Source organism: Nitratireductor arenosus (assembly GCF_009742725.1).
GTDB classification, from domain to species: domain Bacteria; phylum Pseudomonadota; class Alphaproteobacteria; order Rhizobiales; family Rhizobiaceae; genus Mangrovimarina; species Mangrovimarina arenosa.
The window spans coordinates 1-23,468 of record NZ_WPHG01000004.1 but is presented as its reverse complement, the minus strand read 5'-3'; the positions used below and the strand labels follow the sequence as shown (position 1 = coordinate 23,468).

General features: G+C 61.2%; 34 protein-coding genes. 30 read left to right on the top strand and 4 right to left on the bottom strand.

Annotated features, from left to right (window positions below):
* Positions 1-73 precede the first annotated feature (73 nt).
* The 24 genes from GN330_RS16545 to GN330_RS16430 all read left to right on the top strand — a co-directional run bounded on the left by GN330_RS16545 (position 74) and on the right by GN330_RS16430 (position 19,495).
* The gene (locus tag GN330_RS16545) at positions 74-487 is read left to right on the top strand and encodes an HNH endonuclease (RefSeq protein WP_156713837.1); all 414 of its coding nucleotides are present in this window, start codon (positions 74-76) and stop codon (positions 485-487) included.
* Between the two features lie 311 nt (positions 488-798).
* Complete coding sequence (locus GN330_RS16540; RefSeq protein WP_156713836.1) at positions 799-1,185, top strand: P27 family phage terminase small subunit; 387 nt, start codon at positions 799-801, stop codon at positions 1,183-1,185.
* On the top strand, positions 1,169-2,950 hold the full coding sequence (locus GN330_RS16535) for a terminase large subunit (RefSeq protein WP_156713835.1): 1,782 nt from the start codon (positions 1,169-1,171) through the stop codon (positions 2,948-2,950). Before GN330_RS16540 ends, GN330_RS16535 begins: the two co-directional genes overlap by 17 nt.
* Positions 2,951-2,958: 8 nt before the next feature.
* Positions 2,959-4,218, top strand: a complete 1,260-nt coding sequence (locus GN330_RS16530) for a phage portal protein (RefSeq protein ID WP_156714246.1) — start codon at positions 2,959-2,961, stop codon at positions 4,216-4,218.
* Positions 4,199-5,062 carry a head maturation protease, ClpP-related gene (locus tag GN330_RS16525; protein WP_343040791.1) on the top strand — a complete coding sequence of 288 codons (864 nt, stop codon included), beginning with the start codon at positions 4,199-4,201 and terminating at the stop codon, positions 5,060-5,062. Before GN330_RS16530 ends, GN330_RS16525 begins: the two co-directional genes overlap by 20 nt.
* A 13-nt stretch (positions 5,063-5,075) precedes the next feature.
* A complete protein-coding gene (locus GN330_RS16520) occupies positions 5,076-6,341 on the top strand; it encodes a phage major capsid protein (RefSeq protein WP_156713834.1) in 1,266 nt (421 codons plus the stop codon).
* A 58-nt stretch (positions 6,342-6,399) separates the two neighbouring features.
* Positions 6,400-6,834, top strand: coding sequence for a hypothetical protein (locus GN330_RS16515; protein WP_156713833.1), 435 nt, complete (start codon positions 6,400-6,402; stop codon positions 6,832-6,834).
* 52 nt (positions 6,835-6,886) lie between these two features.
* Positions 6,887-7,120: a hypothetical protein gene (locus GN330_RS16510; protein WP_156713832.1), complete on the top strand. Its 234-nt coding sequence runs from the start codon at positions 6,887-6,889 to the stop codon at positions 7,118-7,120.
* Between the two features lie 3 nt (positions 7,121-7,123).
* Positions 7,124-7,489 carry a hypothetical protein gene (locus GN330_RS16505; protein WP_156713831.1) on the top strand — a complete coding sequence of 122 codons (366 nt, stop codon included), beginning with the start codon at positions 7,124-7,126 and terminating at the stop codon, positions 7,487-7,489.
* Between the two features lie 4 nt (positions 7,490-7,493).
* Entirely contained in the window at positions 7,494-8,078 is a 585-nt protein-coding gene (locus GN330_RS16500) for a head-tail connector protein (protein ID WP_197435209.1), read from the top strand.
* The gene (locus GN330_RS16495; protein ID WP_156713829.1) at positions 8,078-8,413 is read left to right on the top strand and encodes a head-tail adaptor protein; all 336 of its coding nucleotides are present in this window, start codon (positions 8,078-8,080) and stop codon (positions 8,411-8,413) included. The genes GN330_RS16500 and GN330_RS16495 overlap by 1 nt, the downstream gene beginning before the upstream one ends.
* Positions 8,414-8,422: 9 nt before the next feature.
* A complete protein-coding gene (locus tag GN330_RS16490) occupies positions 8,423-8,944 on the top strand; it encodes a hypothetical protein (RefSeq protein ID WP_156713828.1) in 522 nt (173 codons plus the stop codon).
* Positions 8,944-9,351: an HK97-gp10 family putative phage morphogenesis protein gene (locus tag GN330_RS16485; RefSeq protein WP_156713827.1), complete on the top strand. Its 408-nt coding sequence runs from the start codon at positions 8,944-8,946 to the stop codon at positions 9,349-9,351. Before GN330_RS16490 ends, GN330_RS16485 begins: the two co-directional genes overlap by 1 nt.
* Positions 9,348-9,752 carry a DUF3168 domain-containing protein gene (locus GN330_RS16480; protein WP_343040789.1) on the top strand — a complete coding sequence of 135 codons (405 nt, stop codon included), beginning with the start codon at positions 9,348-9,350 and terminating at the stop codon, positions 9,750-9,752. Before GN330_RS16485 ends, GN330_RS16480 begins: the two co-directional genes overlap by 4 nt.
* The gene (locus GN330_RS16475) at positions 9,752-9,958 is read left to right on the top strand and encodes a hypothetical protein (RefSeq protein WP_156713826.1); all 207 of its coding nucleotides are present in this window, start codon (positions 9,752-9,754) and stop codon (positions 9,956-9,958) included. Before GN330_RS16480 ends, GN330_RS16475 begins: the two co-directional genes overlap by 1 nt.
* A 79-nt stretch (positions 9,959-10,037) precedes the next feature.
* On the top strand, positions 10,038-10,505 hold the full coding sequence (locus GN330_RS16470) for a phage tail tube protein (protein ID WP_156713825.1): 468 nt from the start codon (positions 10,038-10,040) through the stop codon (positions 10,503-10,505).
* Positions 10,505-10,909 (top strand): gene transfer agent family protein, encoded by a 405-nt coding sequence (locus GN330_RS16465; RefSeq protein WP_156713824.1) that lies wholly within the window; start codon positions 10,505-10,507, stop codon positions 10,907-10,909. The genes GN330_RS16470 and GN330_RS16465 overlap by 1 nt, the downstream gene beginning before the upstream one ends.
* A 139-nt stretch (positions 10,910-11,048) precedes the next feature.
* The gene (locus GN330_RS16460) at positions 11,049-13,001 is read left to right on the top strand and encodes a hypothetical protein (RefSeq protein ID WP_156713823.1); all 1,953 of its coding nucleotides are present in this window, start codon (positions 11,049-11,051) and stop codon (positions 12,999-13,001) included.
* Positions 13,001-13,723 (top strand): hypothetical protein, encoded by a 723-nt coding sequence (locus tag GN330_RS16455; protein WP_156713822.1) that lies wholly within the window; start codon positions 13,001-13,003, stop codon positions 13,721-13,723. The genes GN330_RS16460 and GN330_RS16455 overlap by 1 nt, the downstream gene beginning before the upstream one ends.
* Positions 13,724-13,725: 2 nt before the next feature.
* Positions 13,726-14,316 carry a transcriptional regulator gene (locus GN330_RS16450; protein WP_156713821.1) on the top strand — a complete coding sequence of 197 codons (591 nt, stop codon included), beginning with the start codon at positions 13,726-13,728 and terminating at the stop codon, positions 14,314-14,316.
* On the top strand, positions 14,313-14,708 hold the full coding sequence (locus GN330_RS16445) for a DUF6950 family protein (protein ID WP_156713820.1): 396 nt from the start codon (positions 14,313-14,315) through the stop codon (positions 14,706-14,708). The genes GN330_RS16450 and GN330_RS16445 overlap by 4 nt, the downstream gene beginning before the upstream one ends.
* Before the next feature lie 3 nt (positions 14,709-14,711).
* The gene (locus GN330_RS16440; protein ID WP_156713819.1) at positions 14,712-16,730 is read left to right on the top strand and encodes a hypothetical protein; all 2,019 of its coding nucleotides are present in this window, start codon (positions 14,712-14,714) and stop codon (positions 16,728-16,730) included.
* Positions 16,730-16,984, top strand: a complete 255-nt coding sequence (locus GN330_RS16435; RefSeq protein WP_156713818.1) for a hypothetical protein — start codon at positions 16,730-16,732, stop codon at positions 16,982-16,984. The genes GN330_RS16440 and GN330_RS16435 overlap by 1 nt, the downstream gene beginning before the upstream one ends.
* A 36-nt stretch (positions 16,985-17,020) precedes the next feature.
* Positions 17,021-19,495: an SGNH/GDSL hydrolase family protein gene (locus GN330_RS16430; protein WP_156713817.1), complete on the top strand. Its 2,475-nt coding sequence runs from the start codon at positions 17,021-17,023 to the stop codon at positions 19,493-19,495.
* Here GN330_RS16430 and GN330_RS16425 read toward each other — a convergent pair.
* Positions 19,492-19,680, bottom strand: a complete 189-nt coding sequence (locus GN330_RS16425) for a hypothetical protein (RefSeq protein ID WP_156713816.1) — start codon at positions 19,678-19,680, stop codon at positions 19,492-19,494. The genes GN330_RS16430 and GN330_RS16425 overlap by 4 nt on opposite strands.
* 44 nt (positions 19,681-19,724) lie before the next feature.
* Between GN330_RS16425 and GN330_RS16420 the strand changes: the two genes are divergently transcribed.
* From GN330_RS16420 to GN330_RS16400, 5 genes are all read left to right on the top strand, one after another.
* On the top strand, positions 19,725-19,943 hold the full coding sequence (locus GN330_RS16420) for a DUF7940 domain-containing protein (protein WP_156713815.1): 219 nt from the start codon (positions 19,725-19,727) through the stop codon (positions 19,941-19,943).
* A complete protein-coding gene (locus tag GN330_RS16415; RefSeq protein WP_156713814.1) occupies positions 19,943-20,596 on the top strand; it encodes a lysozyme in 654 nt (217 codons plus the stop codon). Before GN330_RS16420 ends, GN330_RS16415 begins: the two co-directional genes overlap by 1 nt.
* Positions 20,596-20,838: a hypothetical protein gene (locus GN330_RS16410; RefSeq protein ID WP_156713813.1), complete on the top strand. Its 243-nt coding sequence runs from the start codon at positions 20,596-20,598 to the stop codon at positions 20,836-20,838. The genes GN330_RS16415 and GN330_RS16410 overlap by 1 nt, the downstream gene beginning before the upstream one ends.
* Before the next feature lie 162 nt (positions 20,839-21,000).
* Complete coding sequence (locus GN330_RS16405) at positions 21,001-21,342, top strand: DUF1515 family protein (RefSeq protein ID WP_156713812.1); 342 nt, start codon at positions 21,001-21,003, stop codon at positions 21,340-21,342.
* A 57-nt stretch (positions 21,343-21,399) separates the two neighbouring features.
* The gene (locus GN330_RS16400; RefSeq protein ID WP_156713811.1) at positions 21,400-21,615 is read left to right on the top strand and encodes a hypothetical protein; all 216 of its coding nucleotides are present in this window, start codon (positions 21,400-21,402) and stop codon (positions 21,613-21,615) included.
* A 129-nt stretch (positions 21,616-21,744) separates the two neighbouring features.
* Here the strand turns inward: GN330_RS16400 and GN330_RS16395 are convergent, their stop codons facing one another.
* Positions 21,745-21,996, bottom strand: a complete 252-nt coding sequence (locus GN330_RS16395) for a hypothetical protein (RefSeq protein ID WP_156713810.1) — start codon at positions 21,994-21,996, stop codon at positions 21,745-21,747.
* Positions 21,993-22,643, bottom strand: a complete 651-nt coding sequence (locus tag GN330_RS16390; protein WP_156713809.1) for an SOS response-associated peptidase — start codon at positions 22,641-22,643, stop codon at positions 21,993-21,995. Before GN330_RS16390 ends, GN330_RS16395 begins: the two co-directional genes overlap by 4 nt.
* 127 nt (positions 22,644-22,770) lie before the next feature.
* Between GN330_RS16390 and GN330_RS16385 the strand changes: the two genes are divergently transcribed.
* Entirely contained in the window at positions 22,771-22,968 is a 198-nt protein-coding gene (locus GN330_RS16385; RefSeq protein ID WP_156713808.1) for a hypothetical protein, read from the top strand.
* On the opposite strand, the gene GN330_RS16380 is transcribed toward GN330_RS16385, so the two are convergent.
* Entirely contained in the window at positions 22,942-23,154 is a 213-nt protein-coding gene (locus GN330_RS16380; RefSeq protein ID WP_156713807.1) for a hypothetical protein, read from the bottom strand. The genes GN330_RS16385 and GN330_RS16380 overlap by 27 nt on opposite strands.
* Positions 23,155-23,468: the final 314 nt, after the last annotated feature.

The following is a 23,468-nucleotide window of genomic DNA, read 5'->3' as shown; positions in this document are numbered from 1 at the left end:
CTCGGCAAGGTGATTTGCGGCTGTCGGGCGGACCTTAGCGTCAGAAACGGGAATACTCGCCGAGCGCATGCGGATGTCTCACCAATCCGCGCCTGGATTCCTATTGCCGAAATTCAAGCAGACCAACCATCCCCACACCCACAAATACAAGACCGCACGCTGGATAGCGCTCCGGCGCGAGGTGCTGGTGCGCGACCTGTTCACGTGCAGGATGTGCGGCGTGCTCTTGTCGGAGGGCAGACAATCGCCCCGCTCGGCTGTGGTCGACCATCTGGAGCCGGCCTATCTCTCGCCAAGCCTGTTCTTCGATCAATCCAATCTCTGGTCTGTATGCAAGGGCTGTCACGACGGCCCATGCGCGAGCATTGAGGCACGGCACAACGATCCGAGCCGGATTAAGGCTGAGAAGCTGAACTATGTCGTGGCTGGCCACGATGCCGATGGTCGCCCCACAAGCCCGAACCATCCGTGGAATAGGAGCGCCTAATGCCTCGCTACGTTTCGATGCCGGCCAACTCGGAATTGTACTGGGAATGGCACAACGGCAGTGACAGCCTTGCTCGCACGGTTCACGAAGATGAGCAAAAGCCGGTCGATACAGGACTTCTGGGCCACGACGGCAGGAAGGTATTCCGCACGGTCGACCGACAGCCGATAGGGTTCGTCCGTCTTGGTGAGCGCTAGAGCCGCCAAGGGGGGGTATCTGAAAGTCTGGGGCCTTTCCGGAATAGACCCGCGCCCCCACTCCAAATTCACTGAGAGCAGTTTCGAACTAGGGTACGGGTGTTATAACATAACATGAACAAGCCCCGTCAACCGCGATACGCGGACATTTTCAGAGGCGATGCGGAGAAAGAGGCGGAGGCCAAAGCGGTCTGGCACGAGGTTGTCGGCGAGCTTGATGAAAAGGGGCTGATAACCGAGACGCGCCTGAAGATCGCGGATCGATATGCCCGAGCGTGTGCGGAATATGCCGTGCTCTACCCTATCGCTGCATCGGAGGGGCCGGTGAAGACCGGACCGAACGGCGGAGACGTTTTCAACTTCAACTGGTCTGCTTGTGAAAAACTCAATGACCGGATGGCGAAATTCGAGGACCAGCTTCGGCTCGATCTGAGGCATAGCGACGTGTCGGAAAAGCCTGCGCCGGCAAATCCAACGAAAGCAGATGACTATCTCGACTGACCGCACGACGGGCTATGCGCAGGATGTCGTGGCGGGAAAAATCGTTGCTGGGGAGTTCGTCAGGCTCGCTGCGCGTCGTCACCTTTCAGATATCAAGTACGGCCAAAAGCGCGGTCTGAAATGGGATGTCGAGCAGGCAGAGCGAGCGATTGATTTCTTCCCGGCTGTCCTGACGATTACGGAAGGGGCGAAGGAAGACCAGCCGTTCCACCTCCTGCCGTGGCACGTATTCGTGGTCGGGTCTATCTACGGATGGCGAGACAAGAACGGGCTTCGGCGCTTCCGTTTCGTGTGGATGGAAACGGGCAAAGGGCAGGCCAAATCGCCTTTAATGGCCGGGCTCGGCATATACGAAACGGTTGGCCGGAAGAAGTCTCGCGCTGAGGTTTATTGCATCGGGGAAAACCGGGACACGGCCAAGGTCATGTTCCGGGACGCAGTTGCGATGTGCCGGGCTGCGATCCCAGGCAAGGGCGGCGAGACGCTGGAAAGTTCTGGCCGGGTGATCATTCGCGGCGTTGGCGACAACGCATGGAAGATCGAGCACCCGGCATCGTCATCGAAATTCGAGCCGGTAGCGAACTCCGACGCGATATCGGGTCCGAAGCCGACGCTGGTGCTCGGTGATGAAGTTCACGAGATGAAGACCACGAAGGGCATTCAGATTTGGCGCGCCGCCATTGCGAAAATGAGCGGCGATCCGATGATGGTGCTTGGAACGAATACGCCGTCCATCGATCAGATCGTGGGCACCGAGTACAGCGAATATTTTCAGAAGGTTCTAAAGGGCGAATATACCGACGACGGGGCGTTCGCCTACATCGCGCGGACGGACAAGACCGACGATCCTTTCAACGATGAATCGTGCTGGGTGAAGTCGCTCCCGGCGCTCGGCATCACGTATCCGATTGAGAATGTCCGCAAGGAGGTAGAGACCTCGAAGCAGATGCTTTCGACCGCGCTGACGACGAAGCGTCTCTATTTCGGTATCCCTGTCGGAACGGCCGGGTTCTGGATTTCGGAAGACGCATGGGAAAGCACACAAGGCGCCGTCGACGAAAACGAGATGCGCGGCCGGCGCCTGCATCTGTCACTCGACCTGTCGCAAAAGAACGATCTGACCGCGCTGTCGGGTTGCTGGGAAGGCGAAAGCCTTGCGGTGAAAACCTGGTACTGGACCTGCCAGTACGGATTGGCGGAACGGGCCGTCGCGGACAAGGTGAACTACCGCGAGATCGCGGAAGCTGGACAGTTGGAAATCACCCCGAGCACGACGATTGATTTCACGTTCGTCGCGGATCGGGTGAAGCAGCTTTGCGCCAGCCATGATGTTGTTCAATTGGTCGTGGATTCCGCGTTCATCCAGGACTTCATCCGGGCGTGCGACGATATCGGTTTCGCGGTCTGGCTGTTCGAGGGCGATGACGAGCCGGAAGGTCAGGGTCTCAAGATCATCCGTCACGGTCAGGGCGGCAAGGTGGTCTTCGAAGACAAGATGCTCTGCATGCCGGTGTCGATCCGGCATCTTGAAGATCACATCTTGAAGGGCACGTTGACGATCGAGCGCAACCGTATGACGACGATCTGCGCCGCTAATACGTTTCTCAACCACGACGCGCAGAAGAACAAGTGGTTCGACAAGAAGCAGTCGCGAGGGCGGATAGACGGCATGGTGACTATCGCAATGGCGGTCGGATCGGCCACGAGCGAAATGGAGTCCCGAGGCCCGTCCGTCTACAGCGAACGCGGCGTCCTCGTCCTTTAGGAAGCGATATGGCATTTTGGAACCGATGGTTCGGGGCGTCGTCCTCGGCCAGTCAGCCGCGCGCGTCCTACCAGAGCAAGGGCGGCGGCGTTGTCATCAATACGCCTGACGAGCTGGCAGCCGCTATGCTGGCGGGGGAAGTGTCGGGCTCTGGCGTTCCGGTTACGCCGAACCGAGCCATGCGTGTCGCGGCCGTCTATGCATGCGTCCGCATCAGGTCCGGTGTCGTCGCCAATCTGCCGCTCCACATCAAGCGCAGGGTCGACGACAGGACGCGAGAAGACGCGTCCGGCAATCCGTTGTGGGAGATTTTCCGGCGCCGGCCGAACCGTTGGCAGACCCCGGCGCAGTTCAAGCGGATGATGGAAGCCCATCTTCTGCTTCGCGGAAATGCCTACGCCATGATCGTGCGGTCGCGTGGCGTCGTGAAGGAACTGATCCCGCTCCACCCGGACCACGTGACGGTTGAGCAGAGGGACGATCTGTCGATCAGGTACACCTACACGAGGAAGGATCGGCAGAAGATCGAACTGGCACAGGACGAGGTGTTCCATCTCGTGGGGCTGACGCTCAATGGCGTGACCGGCGTTTCGGTGATCGCCTATGCGCGGGAGACCATCGGCCTTTCCCTTGCCATGGAAAATCACGGTGCAGCGGTATTCAGGAACGGGGCGCGCCCGTCGATGGCGCTTTCGCATCCAGGCAAGCTCGGGCCGGAAGGGCTGAAGTTCCTCAAGGCGAGCCTCGACGAATACCGGGCCGGTGGGGAGAGCGACGGCAAAGCACTGATCCTTGAGGAGGGCATGGCACCGGCCAACCTTTCCATGACGGCCGAAGACGCGCAGTGGATCGAGAGCCGCAAATTCTCGCGCACCGACATCGCGATGTTCTTCGGCGTTCCGCCTCACATGATCGGCGATACCGAAAAGTCGACGAGCTGGGGGACGGGTATCGAGGCGCAAACGCAAGGCTTTGTGACCTTCAGCGCCGAAGACGATCTGACGATCTGGGAAGAGACGATCAACCGCGATCTGGTCGACGAGCCGGACATTTACGCGCGGTTTAACCGGAACGCTCTGGTGCGCGCCGACATGAAAGCCCGGCAGGGCTTCTACGTCTCGATGCTCCAATGGGGCGTGTACAGCCCGAACGAGGTCCGCGCCCTTGAGGATGAAAACCCGCGAGAGGGCGGGGATATCTACTACGACCCGCCGAACACGGCAGGCGGCAAGGACGCCGACAAAGGAGATGGCGATGAGCCTGCGTAACCTTCCTGAGGCCAAGACATTCCAGAGGCCGAAGAATTTCCAGTTCGACGCGCCTTCGGACGTGCTGGCGAGGTGGGCCGAAACCCCGTTTGCCGCCGACGATGGCGAGGAAAACACAATCTCGATGTACGATTTCATCGGCGAGGATTTCTGGACCGGTGGAGGTGTGACCGCGAACCGAATCCGCGCCGCGCTTCAGAAGATCGGCAAGAACGATGTCGTCGTGAAGCTCAATTCGCCGGGCGGCGACATGTTCGAAGGCATCGCCATCTACAACCTTCTGCGAGAGCATCCGGCAAAAGTGACCGTGAAGGTCATGGGCTGGGCCGCTTCCGCCGCGTCGATCATTGCCATGGCCGGTGATGAGATCAAGATGGGGCTCGGCACGTTCATGATGGTCCACAACGCGTGGGGCATGGTGATCGGCAACAAGCATGAAATGCGCGAAGTCGCGGCGATGTTCGACGGCTTCGACAGTGCGATTGTCGATATCTACGAGGCCCGCACCGGCATGAATCGCAAGGGTATCGAGGCCCTGATGGACGCGGAAACGTTCATGGGGCCGACCGAAGCCATCGATCGCGGGTTCGCCGATGTTCTGGACGAGGGCATTGAACCGCCCTCGGGCGACGCGAAGAACATGGACCGGGCGCTTATGGCCCGGCGACAGACCGAAGCGGCTCTGGCAAGAGCCGGATTTTCTCGTGAGGTCCGTTCCGAAATGCTTTCGGAGATGGGCGTCACCAGTGCGGCCCCGCGTGATGCAAGCCGCAACCCCGCCGCGCGTGATGCAGGCGTAGACATAGCCGCGATCCAGCGGCTGATCGAAACCATCAAAACCTGAACAGGAGAAAGCCATGACCATGGCACTCAACACCCGCGCCCGCGGGCTGGTCGGCGTGCGCGCGGATTCCGGCAACGCCGCCAAAATTCTCGCCGAGCTGCAGAAGACTTTCGAGGACTTCAAGGCCGAGCGGGAAACTGAGCTGAAGGGGATCGAGGCGAAGTTCGCCGATGTAGTGCAGACCGAGAAGGTGGACCGCATCAATGCGGAAATCACCAATCTCCAGAAGTCGCTGGATGAGGTCAACGCGGCACTTGCCGCCGTGAAGGTCGGCGGGTCGCAGGGCGATCATGACCCGGCCCGCGCCGAGCACGCCAAGGCGTTCAACCAGTTTTTCCGCAAGGGCGCCGAAGCCGGCCTGCGCGATCTGGAGGTCAAGGCGGCGCTGCGATCCAGCCATGACGAGGATGGCGGTTACGTGGTCCCGGACCAGACCGAGCAGGGCATCAACGAGCTTCTTCGCACTGTCTCCACGCTCCGGTCCCTGTCCACGTCGATCACGATTTCGGCGCAGATGTACAAAAAGCTGATCAATATGCAGGGCGCGTCGTCCGGCTGGGTCGGCGAGGAGCAGTCGCGTCCCGAAACCACCGGCCCGACGCTTTCGGCGCTTGAGTTCCCGGTATTCGAAATCTACGCCAATCCTGCGGCTACCCAGACGGTGCTCGATGACGCCACCATCGATATCGGCGGATGGCTGGCGAGCGAGGTCCAGATGGAGTTCGCCGATCAGGAAGGCGCGGCGTTCGTCTCGGGCAACGGCATCCTGAAGCCTCGCGGCATCCTGTCCTATGACAAGGTGGCCAACGCTTCCTATGCCTGGGGCAAGATCGGCTACATCGCGTCGGGCGCCGCTTCCGCCTTCGCCTCGTCGAACCCGGCCGACAAGCTGATCGACATGGTTCATGCCCTGCGGGCTGGCTATCGCCAGAACGCGCGATGGCTCATGAACGACCTGACCGTGGCGACCATTCGCAAATGGAAGGACGGGCAGGGTCAGTATCTGTGGCAGCCGGGAATGAGCGTCGGCCAGCCGGCGTCGATCTTCGGCTATCCGGTCTCGACCGACGACAACATGCCGGATGTCAACACGGACGCGTTCCCCATCGCGTTCGCCGACTTCCGCCGCTCCTACCTGATCGTGGATCGGCAGGGCATCCGTGTCCTTCGCGACCCGTTCACCAACAAGCCCTACGTGCATTTCTATACCACCAAGCGCGTGGGCGGCGGCGTGGCGAATTTCGAGAGCATCAAGCTCATGAAGATCGCGGCGAGCTAAGCGAAACGGCGGCGGTTTTGGCCGCCGCCTCATCCCCATTCACGAAAGGAAAAGGGCCATGCGCGGTCTTTCTGACAATCTCGAATTTCGGTACATGGGCGCGGCGGTTTCGGCCGGTTCGTCCATCGACAGCAACTCGATCCGCATCGACATGACGGGCTACGAGTCCGTGACGTTCTACACCACCATCACGGACAGCGTTGCCACCGGCGTCGCCACGCTCGAAATCCAGCAGTCGGACGCCGATTCCGACGACGACATGACGGCGGTGACCGGGGCGGCAGCTACGGCGACTTCCGCAACCAACGATGACCTGAACGGTACTGGCCTCGTGGCTGAGCTTCGCCGGCCGGCCAAGCGGTATGTGCAGGCCACCCGCAAGTCTTCTGCGGCCAACATCGCCTATGGCGAGGTCATTGCCATCCTCAAGCCCTACCGCACTCCGGTGACGCAGGGCGCCACGATCAGCGATACGGCCTACGTGTCGAACTGATGGGGCGGGCTTCGGCCCGTCCTCACCTTCCTCAATCTGACAGGAGAGCACCATGTCTCAGCAAGGCGGTGTTTATTTCGAGCAGAACACGGGCGATCTGGTCGCGCCGGCCGGCTCCAAGATTCGTGTGGCGGGCACCATTACCCCCGCGAACGGGACGCAAGCCACGGCCATCTCCGATATCACGGTGACCGGCACCTACGCGAACGACGACGACGCCATTGAGACGGCCGTCAACAGCATCCTTGCCGCGCTGCGCAACGCCGGCATCGTGGCGTCGAGTTAGGCCATGCACGTCCAGCGATATTCGGTGGCGGTCGCCACCGCGTCGGATGGGAGCGCTACGGCCTATTCCGATCAGGTCAACGGGCTTCTGTCGCGGATCCGTTACGTCAAAACCGACTTCGCCGATGGCGTTGATTTCGCGATCACGCTTGAGGATACCGGCGAGACGTTGTGGACCCAAAACGACGTCAACGCATCGGCAACCGTCGCGCCGCGTCAGGCCACGCATTCTACGGCAGGTGTCGCCGCGCTCTATGCATCTGGCGGCGTTGCGGTCAACGACATGATTGCAGTGGCTGGCCGGATCAAGATCGTCATCGCGAATGGCGGCGCGTCCAAGGCCGGCACTTTCCATTTCGTCACGGTCTGATCCCATGATGAAGCCTGTCCGCGTCTCCGCACCTTCCAGCGATCCGGTGTCGCTTGCCGAGTTCAAAGCGGCGGCGCGCGTGGATTTTGTCGATGATGACGAAATCCTGCAATCGTACCTCGCTGCCGCGGTCGGCCATCTGGACGGCAGGACGGGGATACTCGGGCGGGCCATCATCAATCAGGACTGGCGCATCGATTTGCCGTGCTGGCCGGCCTGCCAGATTGTACTTCCCTTCGGCGATGTCTCGGCTGTGGCTGTTGCGTATACCGACGCCGATGGCGCGGACCAGACCTTGCCGAGCTCCCATTATGAACTGGTCGAGATCGCGACAGGCTCACTGGTTCGCTACCGCCAGGCATTCACTTCACCAGCCCTCGATACTGACCGATCCGATGCGGTGCGTGTCACCTTCACGGCAGGCTTCGGGGCCAATGCGACGGACGTGCCGGCTCCCATCAAGGTCGCGATCATGCAGCTTGCCGCGCATTGGTATGAAAACCGGGAAGCGGCAGAGGAAAAGGGCGTACAGAGCGTTCCAATGTCGGTCGACCGGCTGATTACCCCATATCGGCGGGTGTTCTTCTGATGGGCGCCGGCGATCTGATTGAGCGGATTGGGTTTCAGGAACCGGTCAGTGGTTCCGATGGGCAGGGCGGGACGGAAGACGGTTGGGCCGAACGTTTCGTCTATCGCGCCGGCTACCAACGCCTTCGGGGTTCCGAGCCTGTTCAAGCGGCCCGTCTTTCCGGGCGGCAGCCGACCGTCGTCACGGTTCGGTCTTCCTCTCAAACGCGCGGCGTCGATGCCGCGTGGCGGATCGTGGACAAGCGCTCCGGGGAGATTTTCAACATCCGGTCCCGAGAAATCACCAAGGACCGGCAATTCGTGCAGTTTCTCGCCGAAAGCGGCGTGGCCACATAGGAGAACGATATGGCACTGACAGCGGATATCCTGCTTCGCCTCACCGCTTCGCAGACGGGCGGAAACGATTTCGGCGGGCCGAACTTCAATCCGAAGATGGAAAAGGCGCTCGCCCTGACGGACGGGACCACGGCGAACAAGGCCGATATCGCGTTCTTCGACGAGCGCACCGTAGCGACCGGGGCGGATGACGATATCGATCTTGCCGGCGTGCTTTCTGATGCATTCGGATCGACAATCACCATGGCGGAAGTCGTGGCGATCTTCATCATCAATGCGCCGAAGGCCGGGACACCGGCAAACACCACCGACCTGACCATTGGCGGCAGTTCCGCGCCGTTCCTTGGATTCCTGAGCGGTACGACGCCGACCGTCGGCCCGATCAAGCCGGGCGGGTTCTTCGTGATCGGTGCTGGTGACGCGGCAGGTATCGGGACGGTCACCGCGACCACGGCCGATATTCTGCGGGTCACCAATTCCTCGGGCGCGGCCGCGACGTATCAGATCGGCATCATCGCCCGCTCGGCGTAATGGTCAAGGGTCTGAGGTCGCTTGAAAGAAAGCTGACCCGCACCATCCCGGATCGCGTGAGGCGCGCGGTTCGGGCGGCGATGGAAAAGAGCGCCGATGAAATCGTGGCTATGGCCAAGGGTCTGGTCCCGGTCGATAGCGGCGATCTGAAGGCGAGCATAGGCTGGACGTGGGGAAAAGCCCCGAAAGGATCGGTCACGCTCGCGAAGTCCAGTAGCGTGGGCGGCGAAAGCATCACGATCTTTGCCGGCAACAGCGAGGCGTTCTATGCCCGGTGGGTGGAGTTCGGGACAGTGAAGTTGCTTCCTTCGCCATTTTTCTTTGTCTCGTATCGAGCGAATAAACGCCGCGCCAAGGGTCGCATCAACAGGGCCATCAAGAAGGGCTTGAAGGAAGGTGCGAAGTGAGCGCGTCGAACGAACTGCAATCCCTGATCTATGATCGCCTGGTGGAGGATGCCGGCGTCCATTCTGTCTGTGGAGACCGGATATATGACAACGTGCCGGGCAACGTGGATTTCCCGTATGTCACGTTCGGCCCCTCCGATGTGGTTGAGGACGATGCCGAATGCATGACGGGTCGGATCGAGACGGTTCAACTCGATTGCTGGTCCCGCCAACAGGGCCGCATGAAGGAAGTGAAGTCGCTTGCCGATGCGGTCAAGGCTGCACTGCACGAATATGCCGGTGAGATGACGGTCAATGCGCTGGTTGAAATGCGCGTGACGGGCCTCCGGTTTTTCAAGGACCCCGACAACATCACGGCGCACGGCGTTGTGACGGTCGAATGCATGGTGGAGGAAAGCTGATGCCTTGGGCCCGGTTTACCAAAACGTTCGATTTCGATTTCCGCCCGGAGCGCGCCGTGTGCATCGAGATCAGGCCGAGCCACACCCCACAAGAGTTTCCCGGCAGGGTCATTGACGCGGCCGTGAAGGCCGGCGCGGCAGAGCGGGTGGAAAGCCCGAAGCCGGAACAGAAACGCGCCTACAAGCGCGCCAAGCGGGCGGGATAACGCCCATCACCTGAGACGGGCAAGGAGCCCTCAATTCGGCTGGTGCTTCACCGGCCTATTCCCGCACGGAGAAACCAAAATGGCACGAGCCACCACTGCTAAATTCGAAGAACTGATTGTCGAGGTCGAGTTCGATCCTGTCGGCGCGTCGGGCACTTACACCGCCGTATGCGGCATGATCCAGGCGACCATCACTCGTACCTCGAATATCGACACTTCGGAAATCCCGTATTGCGACAACGAGGGGCTCCCGCTCGCCATTGAGCGGGAGGTTCGGTCTCAGGAGGTTTCGATTTCCGGCACCGGCGTTTGGGCTCTCCAGAGCCACGAAAAGATGCTGGACTGGTGGTATGGCGGATCGACCCTGAATGTTCGCGTCCGCAACGCCAAGGTTGTCGCCGATGGTTCGACTGGCGACACCACGATTGAGAGTGGGCCCGCCCTCTTGGCGAGCCTGAGCAACTCGCGCGAGAAGGGGCAGCGGGTCACTGCCGAGATCGAAATCCAGTTCGACGGCGTTCCGACCCGCACCGCCAAGGGTTCGTAATGTCCAAGGGCGTGGAACTGACATGGGCCGGCGGGGAAAACTCCTTTCTGCTCACCATCGAACTTCTTCGCGCGCTCCAGGAGCGATGCGATGCCGGCCCGGCATTCGTGCTGAAACGATTGTCCACCGGGCAATGGACCGTCGATGACGTGGTCCAGCCTATCCGACTCGGGCTCGAAGGCGGCGGCATGGACAAGGCCGAGGCCCGCAAGATGGTCAAGAAGCACGTCGAAGACGAGCCTTTGGGCGCTTCCGTCATGACGGCCCATGCCGTTCTGGCAGCGGCACTTTACGGCGTTGAGGATGATCCGGTGGGGGAATCGGAAGCGGGGGAGGCGACGAGCCGGAACCTCTCCCGCGCGGACGATGGCGCTTCTCCAGCTTCTACCGATGGGCCGGAATAATCCACCAGCCTATCGGGACCATGACGCTGTGGGAATTCATGGCTGCTGCTGACGGCCATCTCCTTGCCAACGGCGCCAAGCCGAAGGGCGGCGATATTTCCGAAGATCGGTTGGCCGAGATGGGTATTGCGGGGTTCTAATGGCGGTCGACGTTGAAAGATTGGTGGTCCGCCTTGAGGCGACGCAGCGGACCTTCGAACGGCAGTTGGCCAAGGCCAATCAGACGGCAGATCGTCGCGCCCGGCAGATCGAGACGCGCTTCCAGAAGATGAACAAGAGCGTCTCGGCGAGCGCGGCGGGGATTGGCCGTTCGTTTGCCGGGGCGTTTGCGGGCGCGATCTTTGCCGGTGGCGCGGTGGGGCTGGTCAACAACATCAAGGGCGTTGTCTCCGAGCTTTCCCAGATGGGCAAGGAGATGGATCGCGTTGGCCTGTCGGCGAAGGCGTTCCAGGAACTGCGATTTGGGTTCGAATTGGCCGGGGTGAGCCAATCGGAATTCACCAAGGGCATGGAACAGTTTGCCAAGCGCGTCGGCGAAGCGTCGATGGGCACCGGGCGCCTGTTCGAAATTCTTGAAGCCAACGGTGTCTCGATCCGCGATGTGAACGGTCGGTTCAAATCGACCGAGGAACTGCTTCGGGTTTATGCTGACTTGGTGCAAAACGCGGCGTCCGAGCAGGAAAAAATGACGCTTGCCACCGAGGCTTTCGGTCGAGGCGGTGCGGCGTTCGTCAACGCACTGAAGAACGGGGCGCTCGGCTTTGATGAGATGGCGCGTCATGCCGAAGAAGCCGGCGGCACTATCGATGAAAAGCTGATCCGCAAGGCCGAAGAACTTGATGACGAGTGGGCCAAGGCGTGGCGTCGTTTCGAGATTTCGGCCAAGTCCGCGATCCTCACTGTCATCCCGATCATCGAAACGCTGGATGACAAGGCCCGCGATTTCCTGAGCAATCTGCCGGTGGTCAGGCTGGCCGACTATCTGTTTTCGGATGCACCAGAAACGGTTGATGCGGTCGAACAGGAGATCGACAGCCTAGAGCGCCGCATTGTTCAGCTTCAGCAGACAATCGAGAAGAACACGGAACTCGGCTTCGACAATACCGAGGCCCTGGCCGCGATAGGTGTGGTCGAAGATCGGATCGCACAGCTTCGCGGCCAGATTCAGGTAATGAACTCGGAAGCGCAGCGGAGCTATGTTGTCGGCACTCCGGGCGATCCCAATGCGCTTGCCCAAGAGGCGTCCCGCGCCGGATTGCGAGGCACGGCTAAGAAGACAGTCCTCCCGACCCGGCCATCGGGTGGAGGCGGCGGTGGAGGTGGTGGTGGTTCACGAAATGCCTCCGCAGCGGCCGTGCTCCGCGAAGCTGATGCCGTTACCGCACTGATTTCCGAGCTTCAGCGCGAGCTTGACCTGATCGGCGCGACTGATCTTGAGCGCGAAAAGGCCAACATGCTCCGCCGCGCCGGTTCCGCTGCGACCGAAGAACAGAAGGCCAAGATCGCCGAACTGGTCGAGCAGATCGCGCAAGAGGAAGACGCGCTCCGCCGCTCGAAAGAGACGATGGAGGAAATCAGCGACATCGGTCAGGATTTCGTCGGCGGGTTCATTCGTGACCTGCAAAGCGGGGCATCGGCGGCCGACGCGCTGTCGAATGCGCTAAGCCGGGTTGCTGATAAGCTCCTTGATATCGCGCTCTCGTCGGTCTTCGGCGGTGGCGGTTTCGGCAATCTTCTTGGCGGGATTTTCGGGTTTGCCGATGGCGGTATTGCATCGCGGGGCAGGCCGCACGGCCCTCCATTGAAACGCTATGCCGGTGGCGGCGTGTCGCGCACCGCGGCGATTTTCGGAGAGGCCGGCCCGGAGGCTGCGGTTCCGCTTCCCGATGGGCGGCGCATCCCGGTTGACCTTCGCCTTCCGAAGGCCACCGGTGCGCAAGGCATGTCGCTCAACATGCCTATCAACATCGATGCGCGCAACGCCGATGCGCCGGCTCTCGCGAGACTGACCGACGAGGTTCGCGGCCTCAAGCGTGATCTTCCCCGTCAGGTCAAGGCGATCATCCATACTCAGCAGGTGCGGGGCGTCTAATGGCTCGACTGGTATGGTGGCCGAACGGGCTGCGGGCGAACAGCCGCGTTCCGTTGTCCGGCCCGCGCACCGATGGCGCCGAGGCGAACACGACGTTGGGCGGGTATACCCAAACCGTGTCATCGGCGTTCGGCGGTTGGAAATTCCAGTTCGGCTTTCCAAACCTTCGCGGCCAACTGGCGAGGCGTTATCGCGGCTGGATCACGTCCATGCACGGCGGGGCGAATGCAACGAGAGTACCGTTCTGCGATTGGGATGGCCTGTCGCTTGCACAGATGGGCGTTGATGCGACGATTGACGAATGGCGGGCAGGTCAACCGTGGTCGAACGGTCAGCCGTGGTCGAACGGGAAGAACTGGGCGTCTTCTCCGCCTATCGTCGCGGTTGCATCGAATGCGTCTCGGGATGCCACGCAAGTTTCGTTGGCGGGAACGTCATGGGGCCACGGCCTCGATTATGGCGACCTGATCGGTTTCCAGCCGTTCCATCTCGGCATGTACATGATCACCGAAGTCATCGTGCCGGGCACGTATCGCGTCTGGCCTCCGCTGCGCAAGGCGATCACGACCGACGACCACGCCACGCTTCGCCCCACTCTTGCAATGCGGATGGAGAGCGAAGACGCCGGCTCGGCACCGCGTGACGCCTTTGCGATCACAGGGGCGTCCGTGACCTTGTTCGAGGTCTTCGACTACGACGTTCGCACGTATTTCACGGACTGACGATGGCCAATCTGTTTTCGTCCGCCGATCTTGCGATCCTGCGAAGCCCGCACGCGGCTCAGTCGATCCATGTCGATCTTGACCATCCGACGCTCGGAATACTGCGGTTTCATGGCGGCCTCGGGGAGGTAACGGTCAACGGCGAAACATGGAAGGGCGTGTCGTCTCCCAATGGCCGGCAGATGGTTGCCGTTGAGGCGATCCACGATCAACGGCTTGGTCAGGCGGCGGCGGTCGGTATCGTCATTTCAGGCGCGCAGCCGGAGTTCCTGGCAGAAATGCGATCCACGGCGCGGACCTTGGAGGGCAAGGCCGCGAACGTTTACTTTGCGCTGTTCAAGGCCGGCACCTTTGAAGTGGTGATGTGGAAGAAGGTCATGGCCGGCCGCATGACTGCGCCGACCATCGTTGAGGTCGCCAAGAAAGGTGGCGGTGCTCAAAGGGCCATCCAGATCACCATCGAAGGCGAAGATCAGGCCAAGAACTTCTCCACCGCTGAGAAATGGTCGCCGGCCGGCATTCGCAAGCGTTTCGGCGCGGACGTGAAGGGCCTCGATTTCATGGGCGTGGACATCAAGGAAATTCGCAAGTGAAGCGCCGCGACCTGTTCATGTCTTTCATCGAGGAATGGCAGGACAAGGAGAGCGTATGGGGCGTGTCGGATTGTTCGGCATGGCCGGCGCTTTGGGTCGAAGTTGCGACGGGGCAGAAAGTCCCTCTGCCGGCCTACGAGACGCGCGGCGAGGCGGCGAGGCTCATTGCCAAGGCGGGCGGGCTTGTCGCGCTCTGGCGGGCCGCTCTGGCCGAAACGCGGGCCTATGAAATCGATATCGAAGACGTGTCGTGCGGCGATGTCGGCATTCTGGATATGTCGGACTGCCGGCGCGGCATCATCTTTGCAAATCACCAATTCGGATACGTCAAGGCTGAGACCGGCATAGCCGTGGTCCCGCCCATGCGTGTCGCGGCTGTCTGGCGAATTTAGTCCATGCTCAAAAAACTGCTTTTGGCTGGCGCTTCGCTGCTGGCCATGACGGTCCATGCGTGGGCCGATCCCGTATCGCTCGGGTCGCTCATCATCACGGGCTTTCTCAATACCGGTCTTGGCGCGCTTTTGCCAGCGGTTTCGGCAGCTACAATCGGGTCTACGGTTCTTGCCGCTGCATCGATTGGTGCGGGCCTGCTGTCATCCGCTCTTGGCCGGCGAAAGCTGCCGCGTCCCGGCGATCAGAAATCCACGATCCGCGCCGAAGAAGTCAGCGAGTTCAACGGCATTGGCCGGGCCGAAGCGCCGACTGTGCTGCTTTACGGCAATTCGAGCGGCAAGACGATCTATCGCCTTTTCGGTCATGTGCGCGGCGAAATCGACTATGTGGAGGCGTATTACATCAACGGCCAAGAGGCTGTGGTTCATACGGACGGGAAAGTCCTTACGCCCCCGTTTGGCGACCCGCCGACTTTCGACGGCGGCACCGGGATTATCAGCGCGGTCAATTCGCGCGTCACGCTGAAAGAAAAGGACGGCTCGGACACCGACACGGCATGGTCGGATTTGACCGCTGCATTCCCGACGCTCTGGACCTCCGATCATACGGTTCCTGGCATTGCGCAAACGCTGATGATCATCAGTTCTCCGGGTATCGCGGACGACCCGGAGGAATACCAGAAGCTGTTTTCCAATGGCCCGGAGCTTGAGCTTATCAAGCTCATGCGAATGCCGCCTGTCTACGATCCGCGACAGGACAGTACCAATGGCGGGTCCGGCTCGCAGCGTTTCGCTGATAAATCCACATGGGAATGGACACAGAATGGCATCCTGAATGCCGTTGCGGTGGACGCGCGGCTGTATGGTCGAGCGCAGGCCGATTACGACTGGACGCTGATTGCATCGGAGGCAACCCGAGCCGAAGCCGCCGTAACGGTACCGGGCGGGACGGAACAGCGCAGTAGGGCCGGTGGCGTATGGGCGGCTGAGGGCGCGCGTGGCGATATCCTGATTGACCTTCTGGAAAGCATCGGAGCGCAGCGCAGGAAGTCGGCCGACGATAAATACTGGTTCCAGCTTGTTGACGATGAACCGGAAGCGGAAATCGCGTTCACCGACGATGATATCTATTCGGTTTCGTGGAAACCCGGCCCCGATGCGGTCGAGCGTCCGAACATCGTCAACATCAAATATTACTCGTCGGAGCGCCGCTATAAGATCGCTGAAATCCCGCTGCATGAAATCTCGGGTGGGTCATATTCTGGTGCCGACTGGTCGCGGAACGAGGACGAAATAGACGCCTATGGCGAGAAGGCATTGGACCTTGAATTGGGTCTATGCCCTTCGGCCTATCAGGCTCAAAGGATTGGTCGGCGTAAATTCGCGATGGAGTGTGCGGACGTTGGCGAGATCGTCACGAAAATGTCCGGCTGGGCGGCGTTGCGCCTGCTTTACGCGGACATCACGATAGGCGGCGTTGCGCAGCGATGCGAGATCGGCGCTCCGGTGGCCAATGGCAAAACGGGCAAGGTGACGATCCCGTTCAAGGTCATCCCGTCGCTTGAGGCCATGGAGGCGGCGGATTACGCCGATCCCGCCCCGGAAGTCCCGCCGATCCCGATCAATTCGGAGATTGCCACGCCGAGCGCACCGACGGAAGCCTTGCAGATCACCTATCCCGATGCCTCGAAGGAGGTCCGCGTTGCTTTGGGCACTGTGAGCGGCGCGGATCGCTATGCGCCGATCATGCGGGAGTACACGGCGTATCCCAACCGGCCCGAGAGGTGGCAGGTGATGAACTGCTATCCGGGCTCAAGGGTCGGATGGCTGGTGGAAGACCTTGCGGGCGATCCGCTCGATTTTCGCTACATGGCATACAACAGCGGCAGCGGCGAGCCGTCCGATTATGGCGCGGCCTTGGAGATAGACGACACTCCCGGCCTTGGCGTCGATAACACGGCCTGCGGCCCGGTAACGATTTCCAACATTGTCTACGACGCTGGCGGGGGAGGCGGGCCGTAATGCCGAGCTTTTCTTTCGATATCGAGGTGCCGGAACTCCGGGCGTCATACGTGCGGGTCGAGCGCTCGGACACGGGTTCCGGCGGATGGGTCCAAAAGGGGTCGGACATCAAGGTACGCCCCGGCCAGACGTACAATTTCGAAGACACAGATTTCGCCGTTGAAGACCTGCCGCTTTACTACCGCGTGACCACTTACACGTCCGATGACACGGCCGGAACGCCGACCGCGAATATCGAAAACGACGGCTCGTAAGCCGACCCCACTACCCTGAAAATTCGGAGACTTTGAATGTCCGTTTTTACAAAACTGGCAGCGTCTATCTTTGCGCCCCAAGATGCCGGTGGCACGCCGCGCGGCGTCGTCAATGGCGAGGCCCAGACGTGGGGCACTGAGCTAGAGCGCATCATTGATGCAGCGGTAGCGGCTGGCAATTTCCTCATCTACGAAACCAAGGCCGCGCTCGACGCCGATCTTGCCCATGACGCGAGTACGGCCGCGCTGGTGATTGGCGATAGCACGTCGAATGACGGCCTTTACGTCAAAAGCGGTGCGAGCGGCGCCGGCTCGTGGTCGCGCGTCGGCGACGTACCGGGGTACTCGTTTATCCGCGCTACAGATGCTGGCGGCTCGGCCAATGCCATCGCTGCAACGACCGCTTTGCCGATCAACGAAAGCCAACTGATCGTCCTGCCGATCAATCTGACCAATACGGGCACACCGGTCACGGTATCGTTCAACGGCGGCAGTGCGCTGACGATCAAGACGGCGGCCGGCAACAACCCGGCGATTGGCGGGCTTGTCGGTGGAACCGCGGTCGCGGGTTACAAGGACGGTTCCACCTTCCAGATGCTCTCCGATCAGGCGAGTACTGCTATCCAGGCGGCAGCCGAAGCGGCGCAGGCGGCTTCGGAAGCAGCGCGAGACGATGCCGAGGCCGCGCGCGATGCCGCACAGGCAGCCGTGTCGAGCGTCGTCCCGAACGTCTTTGCGGATATCGCGACCGTAGGAGCGTACAATCCGACTGTCGCCCCTGACTTTGTGGCGGTGTCTGGATGGGATGAGGCCGGCGACGAAAATCTGTTCGTCATGGAGCAGGCAGGGTCGGATGACGGCAACGGGGCGAACATCGAGGTCAGCCTCGATCCAAGCGGGTCGCAATGGTATGATGTCGTCCCGAACCGTCCCTTGGTCCTTCCGGCTTTCCCGGCCATCGTGGACATGCATTATGGCGTGCTGAAAGGCACGGGTTGGAACTCCGCAGACCCCGAAGATGGCGGCATTTATGCGACCACGACGAGCGCGTCAGCCTCAGCCGGCGCCTATGCGTTGGTCGTCGCCGCTGCCGCTGAGTTCTACGAAAACCAGCTCATTGTGTATCTTGGTACGGACGGATTGTGTTACACCGCCGTCATCAAGTCGATCTCGTCGCTGACGCTCAATCTCAAAGGCCCACTCGAAGCAGCGGTCGCGAGCGGCGCGCATGTCTCGAATTTCTACAATGATCAGGCCCACCCCAATAAATGGGGCTACTACGCCATCGCAGATTTCATGCTGCGAAATGTCGGCAAGCGATACCGCCTGGCGCATCGATGGGTCACGGGCGACGACTATATTCCGGTGGGCTCGCCGACTGAAAGCGCGCTGTCCGCGCTGTCGTATGACAACCCGGGCTCGACCACGAAGGCCGCCCGGAAGTTCGTCGCGACTATTGCACTGGACGGGATGAAAACGCCGACATTCAGCCTGCCAGCGGGCAATTACGTCTGCCGGGTCGTCATGACACCGAATACCGAGTCGGGCTCGGCTGATAGTGCGAAAACGCGAGTCACTGTATTGCAGGGCGGTTCTGCGATCAGCCTTCTGGAAAAAACCCATCGCCACCCGACCGTTTTTGAACTGGCGTTTAACGCAAAGCATTTGTCTACTTTGCAGGTCAGCATCGGAGCGCAGGCTATCGGCGTCGGCTTCGCCGTGGCGTTAATCGAAATCCTCTCGGTGGAAGAGCAGACGCCGGACTACGGCAATCTGCTGACCGTCGCTCTCGGCGATTCATGGGTGGCTTTCGGCCACATCACCGACCGCATTCTTGCCAGAAAGCCCACGTCTAAACTGATCCAGGAAGGTGTCGGCGGGAATAAGATGAGCGATCTTCTGGGCCGCTTTGCCGCCGATGTCGAGGCGCATTCGCCCCGGCGCGTCTTGATGATGGCCGGGACCAACGACTATTACACCCCGGTTTCAACATCATCTTATGAAACCAGCGCGCGCCTCCTGCAAACTCGAATTTCGGAGATTGGTGCCGACTGCATCATGTTCACCCCTTCGGTCGGGACGGATGCCCACACGACCGCAGGCGACGGCCTGACACCCTCGCGAAATTACATGCTCGATGGGCGCTATTGGTCGGAGATTGCCGGCGTCGTCGGACCGACCGAGACTATCGCCGTGTCGATCAACAAGCGCGTCGAGCAAAACACCACCGAGACGATTTTTTCAATCCCTGCAACGACAATGTTTGGGGTCAGGATCAAGCGACTTTACGTCACCGGCTTCACCGGGAATATCACATACGGCTTCGGTGGCTCCACCACGTCTGTCGCGGAGGATAGCGGCACGCTTGCGCTGGGATCGGTTCACACCAACGTCACCGTCACGAAGCCCACCAACAAGGCCGCGCGGTTCTTCAACATGGTGGTGACGGAGCCGAATGTCAGCGACGAGGAAATGACCGGGTACGCGGTCGTGGAGTATATCCCGGCTTAATCACACATTGGCTGTACAATCGAGGTCCGAAGGATTCCGGTCCTTACTTCTTCGCAATAGGCCTCGATATCTGCCATGCGCTCGACCCTTGTTTTTTCGGGCGGCGGCGGGATGCGGGTGAGTAATTCGTAGCCCACCGCAATCGTGAGGCCGAACAGGAGCGCGTTTCGGATGTAATCCAGCATCCGCTCAGCCTATCGCATTTCTCGACAATCCGAAAGGAAAGATGATGACGCTCGTCGCCAACTGGCGCCGCGTGCTCCGCCATGCGTGGAGCGTGCGCCTGATGCTTCTTGCTGCGCTGCTGTCGGGGGCAGAGATCGCCTTGCCGCTTCTGCAGGGCGTGCTGCCGGTGCCGCCGCTGACCTTCGCGGCGCTCTCGGGCCTGACCACCGCTGCGGCGCTGATCGCCCGTTTCATCGCTCAAGACACGGTTGGAGAGGAATGATGGCCAAGCGTTCACGCCTCGTCGCCGGCATCGGCGGCGCGATTACTGGCGCGGGTCTGCTCGCGATCCAGTTCACCGGCGGCTGGGAAGGGCTGCGGCTCTACGCCTATCAGGATGTCGTCGGCGTCTGGACCGCCTGTTATGGCGAGACCAAGAGCATCAAGCCGGGGATGAGGTTCACCAAAGAGCAGTGCGATTCCCTGTTCATCGGGTCACTGACCGAGCACGAAGCCGGCATGCGCAAGTGCCTCAAAGCCCCCGACGCGATCCCGGAAAAGACGTACGTGTCCTTTGTGTCGTTCACCTACAATGTCGGCATCGGCGCCTTCTGTCGATCGACGCTGGCGCGACTGGCGAATGCCGGCGATCTCGATGCGGCCTGCCGTCAACTACCGCGCTGGAACAAGGCTGGCGGTAAAGTCATCAAGGGGTTGGTCAACCGCCGCAAGGCTGAACTCGCGCTTTGCTTGGCTGGCCTGCAATCGCCGGCGCCGCTGCCCGATCCGAAACCGCCGGTCGCCGAACCGGCCCCGGCCGAGCCGCCCTTGGCGCGCGACGACAGCACCGTGGCGTGGCCGCTTCTGATTGGCTTCGGCGTGCTCGTCGCGGCGGCTGTGGCGCTACTCGCCATTCGCAAGCGGAGGAAGCAGTGATGTTCGGCCGCGGCACTTGGGTCAAGATCGGCGTCGGCCTGGCCGTTCTGGCGGGGCTGGCGTGGTCTCATACCGCAGCCTATCGCGCCGGCCGCACGGCAGAGCAGGCGAGAATCGTGGAACGGATCACTCAGGAGAATGACGATGCAGCCGAAAATGCTGAGGACTGGCGTACTGAGTATCGTCGCTGTGTTGCTTCTGGCGGGCTGTACGACTTCGAATCCGGTTCCTGTGGACCGTGACGGGCTGCGGCGCGTTGTCGGGACAGACCTGATCGGCGCGCGCGGCGCGACGGGTGACGACCAGATGAAAATCGATCTCACGATATCCGGCTTGTGCGGCGGCGGTGTCTATACCCGGTCGGAGTGTGCCCGTCACGGGCGCCAGACGCGGGACTGACCGGCATGTCGGATGCGAGCGTAGAGCGAACGCTTGGTCAAATCCTGGGCGAGCTGAAAGGCATCGACGACCGCTTGAAGCGCGCCGACGACAGCCGCGCCGTGGTCCATCGCCGCCTGGACGAGGTCAGCAATCGGCTTTCGCACCTCGAGGGTGAAACCGAAACGACCAAGCACAAGGTCGATCAGATGCAGTCGGTCACCGACGATGTCGTCAAGCTCAGATCGCAGGCACAGGGGGCGGGCACGCTCGGCCGTTGGCTGATCAGGGTCGGCATCGGTGTCGTCACGCTGGCCGGCTGGATAGTCGGCTTCTACACCTATTGGACCGGCCGGCCGCCGCCATAGCGACTTGGCAGGCTGTGAGATCAGCCTGTAGCGTGCCGGCAGTCAGGAGGGCGCGCGATGACTGAGGAAGAACGGCAGATATTCCGGCTTGCTCTCCTACGGTTCGAGGAGACGGCGAACCAGGTCGTCACGGAATATTTCGAGCGGCTAAAGCTGACCGATGGCGGAGCAGAACTGGTCGGACGCATCGCCGCGGCGTTCGAGGAGGTCTATCAGTCTGCATGCGAGGGCCATGACGATGCTGTGCTGTCCGCCTGGCGGCGCGTCCAGTAGCGCGATCCCGCCATAGACCGACAGGCGGGCGGTCGTTATCCCAAAATCGCGGCGGACCTGATCCGCATCCGAGCCCCGTCGGCCACGTGCCGGCGGGGCTTTTTCGATTCAGATTTGCGCTACGGCCACCTAGTGTTTCGTGCCGCTTTCGAGTTCATCGAGCATCGCCGCCTCGATAGAAGCATCGACGTCGCGACGGGCGGCCTGAGCGAATGCCCAGCAATTGGCGAGCTCCATCACGGCCGTCACAACCTCCGCCTCGCTCCAGCCAGCGGCGACCGCTTCGTCCATGACGCCCTGAATCGCCGCCTCCATTGCCTCCTGGCATTCGAGCCAGCGGTCGCGACTGTCGCTATCGTGGCGAGGCGGGCGGATTGTCATGCGGCCTCGCGCGGATCCTCGACGACCATCAATTTGTCGTCGTCGAGCGGCCGTTGCAGCTTTTTCGCCTCATCCCAGGGGGCGCGCATCCACACGTCGATTTCCTCCGGCTCGGTCAGGATCACCGGCATCGCTTTTTTGTGCACCGGGCCGACGATCGCGTTGGGCTCGGTTGTCAGGAAGGCAAAAAGCTCATGGTCTGCGGGGTCTTCCTTGGCCTTGCGCTTGCCGGACCACGGCGTCCACACCCCCGCGAACACGATCAGCGGCTCGTCCTCGTCACGCGCGAACCAGACGTTCGGCGTCTTGCCGTCGATCTTGACCGGCGAAGGCTCGGCAAAGCGGGTGACCGGCACCACGCATCGGCTCTCCGGGCCGAGCCATCGCCGCCAGTGGGGCGAAGCCGTGTTGCGGACATTGGTGACGCCGTAATCGTATGCCTTGCCCTTGAGGGCGAATTGCGGCGACGGCATGCCCCAGCGCGCCATCACGAGCTCGCGCTTTCCATCGGCGCCGGCCCGCACGATCGGGCCGTACTGGTTCGGATAGACCCGGCCAGGCTCCATATTGCCGGCCCGGTTGATCATCGCCCGGGTGAACTCCAATACGGCCTGCGGCCCCTTGTCGATCGAATAAAGGTTGCACATTCCTGAAGACTATCCGCGAAATTCGGTCGTGGCGAGCCCTGCCGTAGCACGCCAATGGAGCAAAGCCGATGTTGATGTTTCAGCTATTTTACCGTCTACTCATGCATGGATAAGGTGGAGTGGTATCATGGTGGGGCCTCTCGATCTGGACGAGATCAATCGCACTGCGGATATCGTCATGCAGGCCTATGGTCGCGACGAACCTTGCCGCGCGCTCGATCACGCGCGGCGAATGGAAGCGCGCGACGGCAACAAGCGGTTTGCCAGCGCCGTCCGGCAGGAGGTCGAGCGCCGCTGTCTAGTTCTTCGGCACGAGGTGCATTGATGTCGCACTCCCATTGCCCTGCCTATTGGCGTCTTCCTCTGCATGCATAGCGTCCTGCGTTTCGACGCAGGCCATGTCGATCAGGTAGGCTGTCATTTCGAGATTTGCAGATTGCGCGATTTTACGCATTTCCCGCAATTGGGCAGTCAGGTAGCGTATCTGGTCTGTGCGTGTCGCCGCGAGCATGATTTCCTCCCTGCTCAATCCGGACTTGCCCCAACCGTGTCTGAGTGTCCCGCCGTCCGAAGCGACGGATGCCCTGCCGACGATCCTTCTATGGAACCTGAAGCAAAACAGAAGCTTGCGCGTGTCTGTCGGCGTGAATGCACGTTATAATAGCAGATTTTCGGTGGGCGAAACAAGTGGCCGCGCGATCCGGTAGTGTCTCAGTTTGAAATCTGACGCCGCGAACGCGGTTGTCGCGCCGGGGCTCGAACTCCTATATGCTTAACGGAAAGCATGGGAGGCAAGAATGGAGAGTGCAATCGGCTTTCTGCCGT

Excerpts from the sequence above, each read along its gene's own strand:
- GN330_RS16525 (WP_343040791.1), top strand. The coding sequence starts at position 4,199 with ATGGCGATGAGCCTGCGTAACCTTCCTGAGGCCAAGACATTCCAGAGG.
- GN330_RS16460 (WP_156713823.1), top strand. The coding sequence starts at position 11,049 with ATGGCGGTCGACGTTGAAAGATTGGTGGTCCGCCTTGAGGCGACGCAG.
- GN330_RS16390 (WP_156713809.1), bottom strand. The coding sequence starts at position 22,643 with ATGTGCAACCTTTATTCGATCGACAAGGGGCCGCAGGCCGTATTGGAG.
- GN330_RS16520 (WP_156713834.1), top strand. The coding sequence starts at position 5,076 with ATGACCATGGCACTCAACACCCGCGCCCGCGGGCTGGTCGGCGTGCGC.
- GN330_RS16430 (WP_156713817.1), top strand. The coding sequence starts at position 17,021 with ATGTCCGTTTTTACAAAACTGGCAGCGTCTATCTTTGCGCCCCAAGAT.
- GN330_RS16530 (WP_156714246.1), top strand. The coding sequence starts at position 2,959 with ATGGCATTTTGGAACCGATGGTTCGGGGCGTCGTCCTCGGCCAGTCAG.
- GN330_RS16500 (WP_197435209.1), top strand. The coding sequence starts at position 7,494 with ATGATGAAGCCTGTCCGCGTCTCCGCACCTTCCAGCGATCCGGTGTCG.
- GN330_RS16475 (WP_156713826.1), top strand. The coding sequence starts at position 9,752 with ATGCCTTGGGCCCGGTTTACCAAAACGTTCGATTTCGATTTCCGCCCG.
- GN330_RS16410 (WP_156713813.1), top strand. The coding sequence starts at position 20,596 with ATGTTCGGCCGCGGCACTTGGGTCAAGATCGGCGTCGGCCTGGCCGTT.
- GN330_RS16535 (WP_156713835.1), top strand. The coding sequence starts at position 1,169 with ATGACTATCTCGACTGACCGCACGACGGGCTATGCGCAGGATGTCGTG.
- GN330_RS16435 (WP_156713818.1), top strand. The coding sequence starts at position 16,730 with ATGCCGAGCTTTTCTTTCGATATCGAGGTGCCGGAACTCCGGGCGTCA.
- GN330_RS16405 (WP_156713812.1), top strand. The coding sequence starts at position 21,001 with ATGTCGGATGCGAGCGTAGAGCGAACGCTTGGTCAAATCCTGGGCGAG.
- GN330_RS16415 (WP_156713814.1), top strand. The coding sequence starts at position 19,943 with ATGGCCAAGCGTTCACGCCTCGTCGCCGGCATCGGCGGCGCGATTACT.
- GN330_RS16490 (WP_156713828.1), top strand. The coding sequence starts at position 8,423 with ATGGCACTGACAGCGGATATCCTGCTTCGCCTCACCGCTTCGCAGACG.
- GN330_RS16400 (WP_156713811.1), top strand. The coding sequence starts at position 21,400 with ATGACTGAGGAAGAACGGCAGATATTCCGGCTTGCTCTCCTACGGTTC.
- GN330_RS16420 (WP_156713815.1), top strand. The coding sequence starts at position 19,725 with ATGACGCTCGTCGCCAACTGGCGCCGCGTGCTCCGCCATGCGTGGAGC.
- GN330_RS16540 (WP_156713836.1), top strand. The coding sequence starts at position 799 with ATGAACAAGCCCCGTCAACCGCGATACGCGGACATTTTCAGAGGCGAT.
- GN330_RS16380 (WP_156713807.1), bottom strand. The coding sequence starts at position 23,154 with ATGCTCGCGGCGACACGCACAGACCAGATACGCTACCTGACTGCCCAA.
- GN330_RS16485 (WP_156713827.1), top strand. The coding sequence starts at position 8,944 with ATGGTCAAGGGTCTGAGGTCGCTTGAAAGAAAGCTGACCCGCACCATC.
- GN330_RS16440 (WP_156713819.1), top strand. The coding sequence starts at position 14,712 with ATGCTCAAAAAACTGCTTTTGGCTGGCGCTTCGCTGCTGGCCATGACG.
- GN330_RS16395 (WP_156713810.1), bottom strand. The coding sequence starts at position 21,996 with ATGACAATCCGCCCGCCTCGCCACGATAGCGACAGTCGCGACCGCTGG.
- GN330_RS16515 (WP_156713833.1), top strand. The coding sequence starts at position 6,400 with ATGCGCGGTCTTTCTGACAATCTCGAATTTCGGTACATGGGCGCGGCG.
- GN330_RS16470 (WP_156713825.1), top strand. The coding sequence starts at position 10,038 with ATGGCACGAGCCACCACTGCTAAATTCGAAGAACTGATTGTCGAGGTC.
- GN330_RS16455 (WP_156713822.1), top strand. The coding sequence starts at position 13,001 with ATGGCTCGACTGGTATGGTGGCCGAACGGGCTGCGGGCGAACAGCCGC.
- GN330_RS16495 (WP_156713829.1), top strand. The coding sequence starts at position 8,078 with ATGGGCGCCGGCGATCTGATTGAGCGGATTGGGTTTCAGGAACCGGTC.
- GN330_RS16385 (WP_156713808.1), top strand. The coding sequence starts at position 22,771 with ATGGTGGGGCCTCTCGATCTGGACGAGATCAATCGCACTGCGGATATC.
- GN330_RS16545 (WP_156713837.1), top strand. The coding sequence starts at position 74 with ATGTCTCACCAATCCGCGCCTGGATTCCTATTGCCGAAATTCAAGCAG.
- GN330_RS16450 (WP_156713821.1), top strand. The coding sequence starts at position 13,726 with ATGGCCAATCTGTTTTCGTCCGCCGATCTTGCGATCCTGCGAAGCCCG.
- GN330_RS16510 (WP_156713832.1), top strand. The coding sequence starts at position 6,887 with ATGTCTCAGCAAGGCGGTGTTTATTTCGAGCAGAACACGGGCGATCTG.
- GN330_RS16425 (WP_156713816.1), bottom strand. The coding sequence starts at position 19,680 with ATGCTGGATTACATCCGAAACGCGCTCCTGTTCGGCCTCACGATTGCG.
- GN330_RS16505 (WP_156713831.1), top strand. The coding sequence starts at position 7,124 with ATGCACGTCCAGCGATATTCGGTGGCGGTCGCCACCGCGTCGGATGGG.
- GN330_RS16465 (WP_156713824.1), top strand. The coding sequence starts at position 10,505 with ATGTCCAAGGGCGTGGAACTGACATGGGCCGGCGGGGAAAACTCCTTT.